Here is a 12,735-nt window from a genome sequence, read left to right as displayed (position 1 = left end):
GTCGCGGTCGGCGCCGAGCCGCTGGTCACAGCACGTTGATCGCGGTCGCCCGCCAGCGGGCGTCCCGGCCCTCGAGCCGGATCGCGACCGCACGCGTCCGCACGCGGTTGTGCACGAGGACCACCGCCTCGACGATCCCGTCGCGCGGCTCGGACAGCACGACCCGTCCGACGGTGAAGGGGATCCGGTGCGCCGGACGCCCCTGCGCGGCGCGGGAGCGCGCCGCGAGCACCACCCGCTTCTGCAGATGCCGGTAGACGTCGTCGCTGAGCCAGCGCGCCACCTGGTCGATCTCCCGCGAGCCCGCCAGGATCTCGATCACCAGCAGGGTGAGGCGCTCGAGGACGGGCTGCGGGTCGGGCAGCTCCGCCCTCGTCGCCGGCTGGGCCTCGAAGAAGCCGATGGCCGGCGCTCGCGCGGAGTCCGCCCCCGCCTCCAGGGGCAGGGTGCGGTAGTCGAAGGCGTTCGAAGGGCGGCTCATGCAGGATGCTCCAGTGGCATGACGAGCGACTCATGGGTCGGGTCACCTCTCGGCTCGGGCGGTGCGTGGTGCGCTCAGGGTGGGGCGCGGGGACCTGCTCATCGAAGCAGTCGAGGGATGCTCACATGCGTGTCGACGCGACACTGTGGATAAGACGTCGCCGGACGCACCCGGTGCGGTGCGCGTGGCGTCGCCTCCCGGACTCCATCGGGCACGAGCGCCGTCTCGCGGAGGGGGTGGATCGAGCGCCTAGGCTTGTCGGGTGTCGACCCTCAGTGACCTCGTTCTCGCCCACGGCCGCTCCACCGACGCGGATGTCGAGTGGCTCCACCTGCTCGTGGGCGACGCCCAGCTGCTGGCCGACCTCGCGTTCGCCGACATCGTCCTCTGGGTGCCCACGTCCGACGACAGCTTCGTGGCCGTCGCCCACGCCCGCCCCTCCAGCGCCGCGACGCTGTTCTACCGCGACTTCGTCGGGCAGCGGATCAAGTCGGAGTGGCGCGCCCAGGTCGTCGAGGCGTTCGAGACGGCGCGCATCGTCGACACCTCGGCGCCCGACTGGTTCGAGGAGACGCCCACGCGGGTCCGGGCGGTCCCCGTCCTCCGCCGCCTCGGCCCGTCCGACTCCACGACCGCGGACCGGCCGATCGCCGTCGTCACCCGCCACACCAACCTCAGCGAGACGCGCACGCCGAGTCGTCAGGAGCTGACGTTCAACGACTGCGCCAACGACCTCTTCTCGATGATCGCCTCGGGCGACTTCCCCGACCTCGGAGCTCCGACCGGCCCGCGGCGCGGAGCCCCGCGCGCCTCCGACGGCCTGATCCGCCTCGACGTCGACGGCATCACCACCTTCGCGAGCCCCAACGCCCTGTCGGCGTTCAACCGCATCGGCTTCGCGGACGAGCTCGAGGGGGAGTCGCTCGCCGAGGTCACGACGAAGCTGCTCACCGGCAAGCTCGTGATCGACGAGTCGCTGCCGCTCGTGGTGACCGGGCGCGCGCCCTGGCGCACCGACATCGAGGCCCGCGGAGTCACGGTGTCACTCCGCGCGATCCCGATCCGCGATCGCGGCGAGCGGGTCGGCGCCGTGGTGCTCTGCCGCGACGTGACCGAGCTGCGGCACCAGGAGCGCGAGCTGATCACCAAGGACGCGACGATCCGCGAGATCCACCACCGCGTCAAGAACAACCTCCAGACGGTCGCCTCGCTGCTGCGGATCCAGGCCCGGCGCACGCACTCCGACCTCGCGCGCGAGGCGCTCACGCAGGCCATGCGGCGCGTCGCGGCCATCGCGGTCGTGCACGACACCCTGTCGGAGGGGCTCAACCAGAACGTCGACTTCGATGCCGTCTTCGACCGCGTGCTGCTGCTGATCGCCGAGGTCGCCTCGACGCACAACACGACGGTGCACCCCAAGCTCAGCGGGAGCTTCGGCAACCTGCCGAGCGAGTACGCGACTCCGCTCGCCCTGGCGCTGACGGAGCTCGTCACCAACGCCGTCGAGCACGGGCTCGCCGGCCGCGAGGGCGACGTCGAGATCGTCGCCACCCGCACCGAGGACGTGCTGACGGTCAAGGTGCGCGACACGGGAGTGGGTCTGCCCGAGGGCAAGGTGGGGTCGGGGCTCGGCACGCAGATCGTGCGCACCCTCATCCAGGGCGAGCTCGGCGGCACGATCGACTGGCACACGCTGGTGGGGCGCGGGACAGAGGTCACCATCGAGATGCCGCTGCGCTGGCTGGCCCGTCCGAAGGCCTGACGAGCCCGAGAACGACGAGACCCCCGCTGCCCTGAGGCGGCGGGGGTCTGAAGTCGCTGTACGGCGCGCTACGAGGCGCGGCGGGCGCGGGCGGCACGGCGCTTGAGAGCGCGGCGCTCGTCCTCGCTGAGGCCGCCCCACACGCCCGAGTCCTGGCCGGTCTCGAGGGCGTACTGGAGGCAGACCTCGGTGACCGTGCATCGTCCGCAGACGGTCTTGGCCTTCTCGATCTGGTCGACGGCGGGTCCGGTGTTGCCGACCGGGAAGAAAAGCTCGGGGTCAGCGGTGAGGCAAGCGGCCTTGTCGCGCCAGTCCATGCAGGTGCTCCTTGTGTGCAGGCGTGCGTGGAGGAACCACGCAGTGTTCGAATGGGATGATCGGATCACGCCGACGATCGAACTCGACGGGAAGTCCCAGCGCACCCTCCTGAGCACGCCACGAAGCCCCGCGCAGCTGCGCAAGGCGATTCGAGAGGGTGGACGGGGGCGGCTCGGTTCTTCCGGAGAGCTCACCCGGCTCCGTGTCGCACCCTGGGGCAGGACACACGAGCCTCTCGGCTCGAACGGATCGGGTTGTTCACATCGGCGGAAACCCACGACCCTGTGAGCGGTGAAACGAACTCAAGTAGCCTCTCACGGAGGTACGCCCGAATCAAGAGTCCAGGATGGGATGTGGCTGTGATGACCGACGAGAATCGGCCCCCGACCGGCCGGAACGCCGTCGCGCGGCCGCCCGGACTGCTGGTGCTGATCGCGGTGCTGGCACTCGAGACGGTGGGCGTCGCGGCCGTCGCGGCCTGGCTGCTGATCGAGCTGGTGACCACCACGGCCGACACTCCCGGCGGCGGTGTCGCCATCGTCGTCCTCGCCGTGATCGCCCTCTGCTGGGCCGCCGCGACGACACTCGGAGCCGTCCGCCGGCGCAGCTGGATGCGCGGCTCCGCCCTGACGATGCAGCTGGTGCAGATGGCCGTCGCGCTCGGGGCGTTCCAGGGGCAGTACGCCGTGCCCGACGTCGGCTGGGCGCTGCTCGCGCCGGCGCTGGTCGCCGTCGTCGCGATCTTCCTCCCGAGCGTCGTCGCCGCGACCCGCCGCGATCCCGCAGGCGGGTAGCCACCGCCCCCGTCCGGTGCGAGGCTGAGGGGCCCCCTCCCCGATGCGAAAGCGACGCCTCCCATGGACTACACCCGACTCGGCTCCAGCGGCCTGCAGGTCTCCTCGATCATCCTCGGCTGCATGAGCTACGGAGCGCCCGATCGCGGGGCCCACGCCTGGAGCATGGGCGAGGAGGAGTCGCGGCCGTTCCTCCGCCGGGCCCTCGAGCTCGGCATCACCACGTTCGACACCGCCGACGTCTACTCGGACGGCACGAGCGAGGAGTTCGTCGGTCGCGCGCTGGCCGACTTCGCCGTCCGCGAGGAGGTCGTGATCGCGACCAAGGTGCACGGCACGATGCGCCAGGGCCCGAACGGCGGCGGACTCTCGCGCCGCCACATCCTGAGCGCGATCGACGACAGCCTGCGCCGCCTCGGCACCGACTACGTCGACCTCTACCAGATCCACCGCTGGGATCCCGAGACGCCGATCGAGGAGACGATGGAGACGCTCCACGACATCGTCCGCTCGGGCAAGGCGCGCTACATCGGCGCGTCGAGCATGTGGGCGTGGCAGTTCGCGAAGGCGCAGTACACGGCCGACCTCGGCGGCTGGACGCGCTTCGTCTCGATGCAGGACCAGTACAGCCTGATCCAGCGCGAGGACGAGCGGGAGCTGCACCCGTTCTGCCTCGACCAGGGCGTCGGAGTGATCCCGTGGTCGCCGCTCGCCCGCGGACGCCTCACCCGCGACTGGGACGAGACGACCTCGCGCACCGAGACCGACCTCTACGGCAAGACGCTCTACCACCAGCAGGAGGAGGGCGACCGCCGGACAGCCGCCACCGTCGCCCGGATCGCGGGGGAGCGGGGCGTCCCGCGCGCGCAGGTCGCGCTCGCCTGGGTGCGCCAGCAGCCGGTGGTGACGGCGCCGATCGTCGGCGCGACGAAGATGCAGCACCTCGAGGACGCGGTGGCGTCGGTCGAGCTGGAGCTGACCGTCGAAGAGCTCGGCGCGCTCGGCGCCGACTACGCGCCGCGCTTCAACGAGGGCTTCTGACGCCGCTTCGGCTCGCGGAAAAAGGTTCGGCTCGCGAGAATCCGCGATTCCTGCGAGCCGAACGTGATTCCGCGAGCCGGAGGCCTTCTCCGGGGGAGGTCGGTCGACCCGGGCGGGTCAGACGAGCTTGAGCTTCTTGCGCAGCGCCTGCACGTGGCCGGTCGCGCGGACGCCGTACTGCGCGAACTCGAGGACGCCGTCGGCACCGACGACGAAGGTCGAGCGGAGCACGCCGACCACGGTCTTGCCGTACATGCTCTTCTCGCCCCAGACGGCCCAGGCCAGGTGCACGGCCTTGTCGGGATCGCTCAGCAGCGGGTAGGCGATGCCCTGAGCGTCCGCCCAGCGGCGCAGCGCCTCCGGGGTGTCGCGCGAGACGCCGAGCACCTCGTAGCCGGAGTCGCGCAGCGAGGACGCGTTGTCGCGGAAGTCGCACGCCTCGGTGGTGCACCCGGGGGTGTCGGCCTCGGGGTAGAAGAAGACGATCACGCGTCGCCCGCGGTAGTCCGACAGCGAGACGCTGCGGCCGTCCTGGTCGAGGAGGGTGAGCTCCGGGGCGACGTCGCCGGCGGCGAGGCGCTGGTCGGCGGGGATCGGGGAGAGGGCGGGATCGGTCATCGTCTGCTTCCGTCGGTGGGTGCGAAGGTGGTCAGGAGGCGCTGGAGGGAGTCGAGGCGCTCGGGTCCCGTCGGGCCGAGTCGCCCCTCCCCGACCGCCTCGATGATGGCGCAGTCGGGGGAGTCGGGGAGGTGCGTGCAGCCGCGCGGGCAGTCCTCGGCGAGCTCGGCGAGAGCGGTGAAGGCTCCGAGGATGTTGTCGACGTTCACGTGCCCGAGTCCGAACGAGCGGACGCCGGGGGTGTCGATCACCCAGCCGTGCCGGTCGCCGCGCTCGACTCGCAGCGAGACGGTGGAGGAGGAGGTGTGGCGTCCGCGGCCCGTCACGGTGTTGACGCGGCCGATCGCGCGGTGCGCGTCGGGCACGAGCTTGTTCACGAGCGTCGACTTGCCGACTCCGGAGTGGCCGACGACGACCGTCTCGTGGCCGAGCAGCGCCTCGGCGATCTCGTCGACGGGCGGCTCGTCCTGGCTCGAGAGGAAGACGCGCAGGTCGAGGCCCTCGAAGTTGCGGAGGAACGGGCCGGGGTCGGCGAGGTCGGTCTTCGTGATGCAGAGCATCGGGGTGATCCCGGCGTCGAACGCGGCCACCAGGTAGCGGTCGACGAGACGCGTGCGCGGCTCGGGGTCGGCGGCGGCCACCACGCAGAGCATCTGGTCGGCGTTGGCCACGATCACCCGCTCGATCGCGTCGGTGTCGTCGGCGCTGCGCCGGAGGAGCGTCGAGCGCTCGCGGATCCGCACGATCCGGGCGAGGGTGCCCTCGTCTCCCGTCGAGTCGCCGACCACGTCGACGCGGTCGCCGGCGACGATCGCCTGGCGACGCAGCTCACGGGCGCGGGCGGCGGTGAACTCGTGCTCCTCCGGGGTGCCGTCGCCGATCATGACCGTGTAGCGGCCTCGGTCGACGCCGAGCACCATCGCGATCTCGGCGTCCTCGTAGGCGGGGCGCTGCTTCGTTCGCGGCTTCGTGCCCTTGGGGTTCGGCCGCACCTTCGCGTCCGACTCGTCGTAGCCGTCGAAGTCGTCGAGTGCTCCGTCGGCGTCGAGGCCGCTGTCCGTCCACCACGACACGGCTCAGACCGATCCCGCCGGTGCCGACGACGCCAGGGCCGACCACAGCTGCGGGAACTGCGGCAGGGTCTTCGACGTCGTCGCGATGTCCTCGATCTCGACGCCCGGCACGACGAGGCCGAGCAGGGCGCCCGCGTGCGCCATCCGGTGATCGGAGTAGGTCCTCCAGCGACCGCCGTGCAGGGCGGCCGGCTCGATGCGCAGGCCGTCCTGGAACTCGGTGACCGCGCCTCCGAGGCCGTTGATCTCGGCGGCCAGAGCGGCGAGCCGGTCGGTCTCGTGGTGGCGGATGTGGCCGATGCCGGTGAGGGTGCTCGGGCCGGAGGCGAGCGCGGCGAGTGCCGCCAGGGCGGGGGCGAGCTCGCCGCCCTCGGAGAGATCGAGGTCGACGCCGAGGATCTCGTCGCCGCCGGTGACGACGAGGTCGCCGCCGTCGCGCTCGACCGTCGCGCCGAAGAGGGGGAGGATGCGCTCGAGGTGCGCGCCGACCTGGGTGGTCTCGGCCGGCCAGTGGCGCAGGCGCACGCGGCCGCCGGTGGCGAGGGCGGCGGCGAGGAACGGGGCGGCGTTCGAGAGGTCGGGCTCGATCAGGGTGTCGGCTCCGGCGATCGGCTGCGGATCGACGGTCCACTCGCCGGGCGACGGCGTGCCGACGACGACTCCGCGTGCCGCGAGCGCGGCGATGGTCATCTCGATGTGCGGCTGGCTCGGCAGGTGCTCGCCCTCGTGGCGGAGGCGGAGGCCCTCGTCGAAGCGAGCTCCGGCGAGCAGCAGGGCCGAGACGAACTGGCTCGAGCGGGAGGCGTCGATGACGATGTCGCCGCCCCGGACGGATCCCGAGCCGTGCACCGTGAAGGGGAGCGAGCCGCGGCCGTCGTCGGCCACGTCGACGCCGAGCGAGCGGAGCGACGTGATCGTCGCGCCCATCGGGCGCTTGTACGCGTAGGCGTCACCGTCGAAGGTGGTCGGGCCGAGGGCGAGGCCTGCGAGCGGGGGCACGAAGCGCATGACCGTGCCGGCGAGGCCGCAGTCGATCGTGGTGGAGCCGAGCAGCTCCTCGGCCGGCTCGACGACGAGGTCGGCGCCGAACGCGCCGCTGGCTCCCGACTCCCGGATCGTCGTGCCGAGGGAGCGCAGCGCCTCGATCATCAGAGCGCTGTCGCGCGAGTGGAGGGGAGCGCGCAGCGTCGACGGCCCCGTCGCCAGGGCGGCCAGGACGAGCTCCCGGTTCGTCAGCGACTTGGAGCCGGGCAGCTCGACGACGGCGTCCAGGGCACCGGAGGCGGCGGGCGAGGACCAGTCGTCCTCACCGGGGAGCGCTCGGGCGTCGCCGTACGGATCGAACTCGGGGGCGGAATAACGCGAGAAGACCATCGGTTATCAGAGTAGTCGGCAGGCACACGGTCAGCGGCGACGGGAGAGGGGTGGCGCATGGTCTCGACGACGATCGCACGCCCCCTCGTCACCCGACGCGTGCGCGCCGGGGCAACCCCGGGCCGCACGGCACCCCGCGGCCTAGAATCGCTCGTGATGACACGCGACGACTCCCCCCGCCCCCTCACCGCCGACGAGGCGCCCGCACCGGCCGAGCCCACGGTGCCGCAGACGTCCGCGGCCGAGCCCTCAGCGGCCCAGCCGTCGACGGCGGAGACCGAGCAGACGATCGAGGCGACCGTCGAGGAGTCCCTCGGCGACCTCGCACCCGAGGCGCCGGTCGACGTCCGCTCACTGTTCGAGGAGCAGGCGCTGCCGTTCATCGACCAGCTGTACGCCGCGGGTCTGCGGATGACGAAGAACCCCTCCGACGCCCAGGACCTGGTGCAGGAGACGTTCGCGAAGGCGTTCGGCGCCTTCAAGCAGTTCGAGCAGGGCACGAACCTCAAGGCGTGGCTCTACCGCATCCTCACCAACACCTTCATCAACTCGTACCGCAAGAAGCAGCGCGAGCCCTACCAGAGCGCGATCGACGAGCTCGAGGACTGGCAGCTCGGCGGCGCGGAGTCGACCACCGCGACCTCGAGCCGCTCGGCCGAGGCGGAGGCGATCGACCACCTCCCCGACACCGCCGTCAAGGAGGCCCTGCAGGCGATCCCCGAGGACTTCCGGCTCGCCGTCTACTTCGCGGACGTCGAGGGATTCTCCTACCAGGAGATCGCGGACATCATGAAGACCCCCGTCGGGACCGTGATGAGCCGGCTGCACCGCGGTCGGCGCATGCTGCGCGAACGACTGACCGACTACGCACGCGAGCGCGGGATCCGCGCCGCTTTCACCTCCGGGAGCACGAAATGACCGACTGCGGCTGCACCAAGGCGAAGGCCGAACTCGAGGAGTACCTGCACGACGAGCTCGGCAAGGAGGACGCCGCCGACATCCGCGAGCACATGGCGAACTGCCCCGACTGCTCCGGTGAGGCGAAGGTCGGCGTCGTGCTGACCGTCGCCGTGCAGCGCGCGTGCAAGGAGACGGCGCCGGAGGATCTCCGCGCCCAGGTGCTCGGCATGCTCCGCGACTCGCAGGCGACCCACACGCAGGTCCAGGCGCGCGTCTAGCGCTCGCCACCGCGTCGAGGGAACCCCGGTCCGTCGAGACGGCCTGCAGCAGCAGGCTCCCTCGACGCACCGGGGTTCCCTCGTCTTACGAGGCGGCAACCCGGCGCCGACCTCCGGCTCGCAGGAACACGTTCGGCTCGTCAGAACCCGGAGGTCTGACGAGCCGAACGACGTCTCACGAGCCGGAGGTCACCGGGTGAGCGCCCGCGACAGCAGGTCGGCCTGCTCGGAGGCGTGGCGCTTGGCCGAGCCGGCGGCCGGCGAGGCCGCGGACGGCCGCGACACCACGCGGATCGGACGCCCGAGGTGCGGAGCGACCTCGAGCGCGATGAACGGCCACGCGCCCTGGTTCTCGGGCTCGTCCTGCACCCAGACGAACTCGGCGTCGGGGTAGCGCTCGGCGATGCCGCGCAGCTCCTCGAGCGGAGCGGGGTAGTACTGCTCGAGGCGGACGAGCGCGATGCCGTCGTCGGGCTTCTTCTCGAGCTCGGCCTTCAGGTCGTAGTGCACCTTGCCGGCGTGCAGCAGCACGCGCTTCACCGCCGACGCGTCCTGGATGCGCGCGTCGTCGATCACGGGCTCGAAGCGCCCCGAGGTGAAGTCCTCGACGGGGCTCGACGCTCCGCGCAGCCGCAGCATCGCCTTCGGGGTGAAGACGATCAGTGGGCGGCGCGGACGCGAGTACGCCTGGCGGCGCAGCAGGTGGAAGTAGGACGCCGGGGTCGACGGACGCGCGACGGTCATGTTCCGCTCAGCGCACATCTGCAGGTAGCGCTCGATGCGGGCCGACGAGTGGTCGGGACCCTGACCCTCGTAGCCGTGCGGGAGCAGCAGGACGAGCGACGAGCGCTGGCCCCACTTCTGCTCGGCCGAGGAGATGAACTCGTCGATGACGATCTGCGCGCCGTTCGCGAAGTCGCCGAACTGCGCCTCCCACAGCACGAGGGAGTCGGGGCGCTCGACGGAGTAGCCGTACTCGAACGCCATCGCGGCGTACTCCGAGAGCAGCGAGTCGTAGATCCAGAGCCGGGCCTGCTGGTCCGACAGGTTCATCAGCGGCAGCCACTCCTGGCCGTTCTCGCGGTCGTGCAGCACCGCGTGGCGCTGGACGAAGGTGCCCCGGCGGGTGTCCTGGCCGACCAGGCGCACCGGAGTGTCCTCGAGCAGCAGCGAGCCGAGCGCCAGCAGCTCGCCGAACGCCCAGTCGATCGAGCCGGAGCGGCTCATCTCCTGGCGCTTGGTCAGCAGCTGCTGCAGCTTCGGGTGCACGGTGAAGCCCTCGGGCGGCGAGTTGAACGCGTCGCCGATGCGGGTGACGACCTCGTTCTTCACTCCGGTCACCTCGGGCTCGCCCGGGTAGTCCGCGCCCTGCTGCGCGTCGGGCAGCTCGAGGTCGGCCACGGAGTCGCCGTCGGCGCTGATCACGGGGATCGCGCCGGTCTGCGCCGCGTGGGTCTCGGCGAAGGCCCGCTCGAGGCGGTCCTGGAAGTCCTGGTGCGCCCGGTCGTACTCCTCCTCGGTGATGTCGCCGCGACCGACGAGCGCTTCGGTGTAGAGCTTGCGCACCGAGCGCTTGGCCTCGATCAGGCTGTACATCAGGGGCTGGGTCATCGAGGGGTCGTCGCCCTCGTTGTGACCGCGACGGCGGTAGCAGATCAGGTCGATGACCACGTCGCGGTTGAACCGCTGGCGGTACTCGAACGCGAGCTGCCCGACGTGCACGACGGCCTCGGGGTCGTCGCCGTTCACGTGGAAGATCGGCGCCTGGATCGTCTTGGCCATGTCGGTCGAGTAGATCGAGGTGCGGGCCTCGTGCGGCGGGGTCGTGAATCCGACCTGGTTGTTGATGTTGATGTGGATCGTGCCGCCGGTGCGGTACGCGCGCAGCTGCGACATCTGCAGCGTCTCGACGACCACGCCCTGGCCGGCCATCGCCGCGTCGCCGTGGACGAGGATCGGGAGCGTGGTGAAGGTGCCGATGGGCTTGCGGTCCTGCTTGGCGCGGACGATGCCCTCGAGCACGCCGTTCACGGCCTCGAGGTGGGAGGGGTTGGCCGCGAGGTACACGGGGATCTCCTCGCCGCCGGCGCCGCGGAAGGTGCCCTCGGTGCCGAGGTGGTACTTCACGTCACCGGAGCCCTGGACCGTCTTGGGGTCCTGGGTCCCCTCGAACTCGCGGAAGATCTGGCCGTAGGTCTTGCCGGCGATGTTCGTGAGCACGTTGAGGCGGCCGCGGTGGGCCATGCCGATCGCGACCTCGTCGAGTCCGTCGTCGGCGGCGCCCTGCAGCACGGCGTCGAGGAGCGCGATCAGCGACTCCCCGCCCTCGAGCGAGAAGCGCTTCTGACCGACGTACTTGGTCTGCAGGAAGGTCTCGAACGCCTCGGCCTCGTTGAGTCGGCCGAGGATCCGCAGCTGCTCGTCGTGGCCCGGCTTCTCGTAGCCGCGCTCGAGCTTCTGCTGCATCCAGGCGCGCTGCTCCGGGTCCTGGATGTGCATGTACTCGACGCCGACGGTGCGGCAGTAGGAGTCGCGGAGGATGCCGAGGATGTCGCGCAGCTTGAGCTGGCGCGCCCCGCCGAAGCCGTCGGTGACGAACTCGCGGTCGAGGTCCCAGAAGGTGAGGCCGTGGCTCTCGATCGCCAGGTCGGGGTGCGAGCGCTGCACGTACTCGAGCGGGTCGACGTCGGCCATCAGGTGGCCGCGCACGCGGAAGGAGTTGATGAGCTCCTGCACGCGCGAGGTCTTCGAGACGCGCTCGGCCAGGTCGACGGCGATGTCGGTCGACCAGTGGATCGGGTCGTAGGGGATGCGCAGCGCGGCGAAGATGTCCTCGTAGAAGCCGCGCTTGCCGATCAGCAGCTCGTGCACGATCTTGAGGAACTCGCCCGAGCCGGCGCCCTGGATGACGCGGTGGTCGTAGGTCGAGGTCAGCGTGATGGTCTTGCCTATGCCGAGCTCGACGAGGGTCTTCTCGGACGAGCCCTGGAACTCGGCCGGGTACTCGAGGGCGCCGGCGCCGATGATGCAGCCCTGGCCCTTCATCAGGCGGGGCACGGAGTGGACGGTGCCGATGCCTCCGGGGTTGGTGAGCGAGAGCGTGGTGCCCGCGAAGTCGCCGGCGACCAGCTTGTTGCCGCGGGCGCGCTTGACCAGGTCCTCGTAGGCGGAGAGGTAGGCGGTGAAGCTCAGAGTGTCGGCGCGCTTGATGCTCGGCACGAGCAGCGCGCGGGTGCCGTCGGGCTTGGGCATGTCGATGGCGATGCCGAGGTTGACGTGCGCCGGGGCGACGACCGAGGGCTTGCCGCCGGGCTCGTCGTAGTAGACGTTCTGGCTCGGGAAGTCCTTGAGCGCGCGGATCAGCGCCCAGCCGATCAGGTGGGTGAACGACACCTTGCCGCCGCGGGTGCGGCGCAGGTGGTTGTTGATCACGATGCGGTTGTCGATCATCAGCTTGGCCGGGATCGTGCGGACGCTCGTCGCCGTCGGGATGCTCAGGCTGGCGTCCATGTTGGTGGCGAGGCTCTTCGCCATCCCGCGCAGCGGCGAGACGACGTCCTCCTCGGCCGGGGTCGTGTCGGCCTCGGCGGGCTTGCTCACGGGCGCGTCCGCAGGGATGGGCGCGGACTTGGGCTGCTTCGAGGTGGTGCGCGAGGGCGGAGTCGCAGCGGCGGAGGTGACGGGATGGGTCACTGTGGCGCCCGCGCTGCTCGAGGCGCTCTCGGCCGGCTTCTCCGCGGGGGCGGGCTTCTCCGCAGCCGCCGGGGGAGTCGCTGCGCCCTTGGCGGCGAGCTGCTGGCCGTATCGCTCCAGGATCGGCCACCAGGACTCGTCCACGGAGGCCTTGTCGGCGCTGTACTGCTCGTACAGCTCCTCCACGAGCCACTCGTTGGCTCCGAAGTCCTCCGAGCCCTGGTCCGTACCCACACCGGTCAATTGGCTCGACACAGCCGATCGCCCACTCTCTCCGTTGATTCGTTCGTGCATGGTCTCGCTCCGGCGCTGACGCCTCGGCGGTCATCCGGACGGGCCCGCCGCATCCCTCGACGCACGGATCCCGGCGGAGAGAAGGTCGTCCTCGTCCGCTGGACCGGCG

Annotated in this window: 11 protein-coding genes; 5 read left to right on the top strand and 6 right to left on the bottom strand. The window is 71.1% G+C overall.

Annotated elements, in window-relative coordinates:
• Nucleotides 1-25: 25 nt before the first annotated feature.
• Nucleotides 26-481: an Rv3235 family protein gene (locus GRS92_RS11975; RefSeq protein ID WP_235021984.1), complete on the bottom strand. Its 456-nt coding sequence runs from the start codon at nucleotides 479-481 to the stop codon at nucleotides 26-28.
• A gap of 262 nt (nucleotides 482-743) precedes the next feature.
• Here GRS92_RS11975 and GRS92_RS11970 point away from each other — a divergent pair, with 262 nt between their 5' ends.
• Complete coding sequence (locus GRS92_RS11970; RefSeq protein ID WP_159856588.1) at nucleotides 744-2,243, top strand: sensor histidine kinase; 1,500 nt, start codon at nucleotides 744-746, stop codon at nucleotides 2,241-2,243.
• Between the two features lie 68 nt (nucleotides 2,244-2,311).
• On the opposite strand, the gene GRS92_RS11965 is transcribed toward GRS92_RS11970, so the two are convergent.
• Nucleotides 2,312-2,560 (bottom strand): WhiB family transcriptional regulator, encoded by a 249-nt coding sequence (locus GRS92_RS11965; protein WP_056045195.1) that lies wholly within the window; start codon nucleotides 2,558-2,560, stop codon nucleotides 2,312-2,314.
• A gap of 363 nt (nucleotides 2,561-2,923) precedes the next feature.
• Here GRS92_RS11965 and GRS92_RS11960 point away from each other — a divergent pair, with 363 nt between their 5' ends.
• Both GRS92_RS11960 and GRS92_RS11955 read left to right on the top strand, forming a co-directional pair.
• Nucleotides 2,924-3,355, top strand: a complete 432-nt coding sequence (locus tag GRS92_RS11960; protein WP_159856586.1) for a hypothetical protein — start codon at nucleotides 2,924-2,926, stop codon at nucleotides 3,353-3,355.
• Between the two features lie 63 nt (nucleotides 3,356-3,418).
• Complete coding sequence (locus tag GRS92_RS11955) at nucleotides 3,419-4,396, top strand: aldo/keto reductase (RefSeq protein WP_159856584.1); 978 nt, start codon at nucleotides 3,419-3,421, stop codon at nucleotides 4,394-4,396.
• A 117-nt stretch (nucleotides 4,397-4,513) separates the two neighbouring features.
• On the opposite strand, the gene bcp is transcribed toward GRS92_RS11955, so the two are convergent.
• From bcp to aroA, 3 genes are read right to left on the bottom strand one after another with little or no spacing between them, the layout of a single operon-like run.
• Complete coding sequence (gene bcp, locus GRS92_RS11950; protein ID WP_159856582.1) at nucleotides 4,514-5,014, bottom strand: thioredoxin-dependent thiol peroxidase; 501 nt, start codon at nucleotides 5,012-5,014, stop codon at nucleotides 4,514-4,516.
• Entirely contained in the window at nucleotides 5,011-6,087 is a 1,077-nt protein-coding gene (rsgA, locus tag GRS92_RS11945; protein WP_159856580.1) for a ribosome small subunit-dependent GTPase A, read from the bottom strand. Before rsgA ends, bcp begins: the two co-directional genes overlap by 4 nt.
• Nucleotides 6,088-6,090: 3 nt before the next feature.
• On the bottom strand, nucleotides 6,091-7,461 hold the full coding sequence (aroA, locus tag GRS92_RS11940) for a 3-phosphoshikimate 1-carboxyvinyltransferase (RefSeq protein ID WP_159856578.1): 1,371 nt from the start codon (nucleotides 7,459-7,461) through the stop codon (nucleotides 6,091-6,093).
• 156 nt (nucleotides 7,462-7,617) lie between these two features.
• Here aroA and GRS92_RS11935 point away from each other — a divergent pair, with 156 nt between their 5' ends.
• Both GRS92_RS11935 and GRS92_RS11930 read left to right on the top strand, forming a co-directional pair.
• The gene (locus tag GRS92_RS11935; RefSeq protein ID WP_235021982.1) at nucleotides 7,618-8,379 is read left to right on the top strand and encodes a sigma-70 family RNA polymerase sigma factor; all 762 of its coding nucleotides are present in this window, start codon (nucleotides 7,618-7,620) and stop codon (nucleotides 8,377-8,379) included.
• Nucleotides 8,376-8,639, top strand: coding sequence for a zf-HC2 domain-containing protein (locus tag GRS92_RS11930; RefSeq protein WP_159856576.1), 264 nt, complete (start codon nucleotides 8,376-8,378; stop codon nucleotides 8,637-8,639). The genes GRS92_RS11935 and GRS92_RS11930 overlap by 4 nt, the downstream gene beginning before the upstream one ends.
• Nucleotides 8,640-8,828: 189 nt before the next feature.
• On the opposite strand, the gene GRS92_RS11925 is transcribed toward GRS92_RS11930, so the two are convergent.
• On the bottom strand, nucleotides 8,829-12,587 hold the full coding sequence (locus GRS92_RS11925; RefSeq protein WP_204162391.1) for a multifunctional oxoglutarate decarboxylase/oxoglutarate dehydrogenase thiamine pyrophosphate-binding subunit/dihydrolipoyllysine-residue succinyltransferase subunit: 3,759 nt from the start codon (nucleotides 12,585-12,587) through the stop codon (nucleotides 8,829-8,831).
• Nucleotides 12,588-12,735: the final 148 nt, after the last annotated feature.

This window comes from Rathayibacter sp. VKM Ac-2754, assembly GCF_009807095.1.
In the GTDB taxonomy this organism is placed as follows: Bacteria; Actinomycetota; Actinomycetes; order Actinomycetales; family Microbacteriaceae; genus Rathayibacter.
The sequence above is the reverse complement of the archived record's forward strand: the minus strand, read 5'-3'. Positions and strand labels throughout refer to the sequence as shown.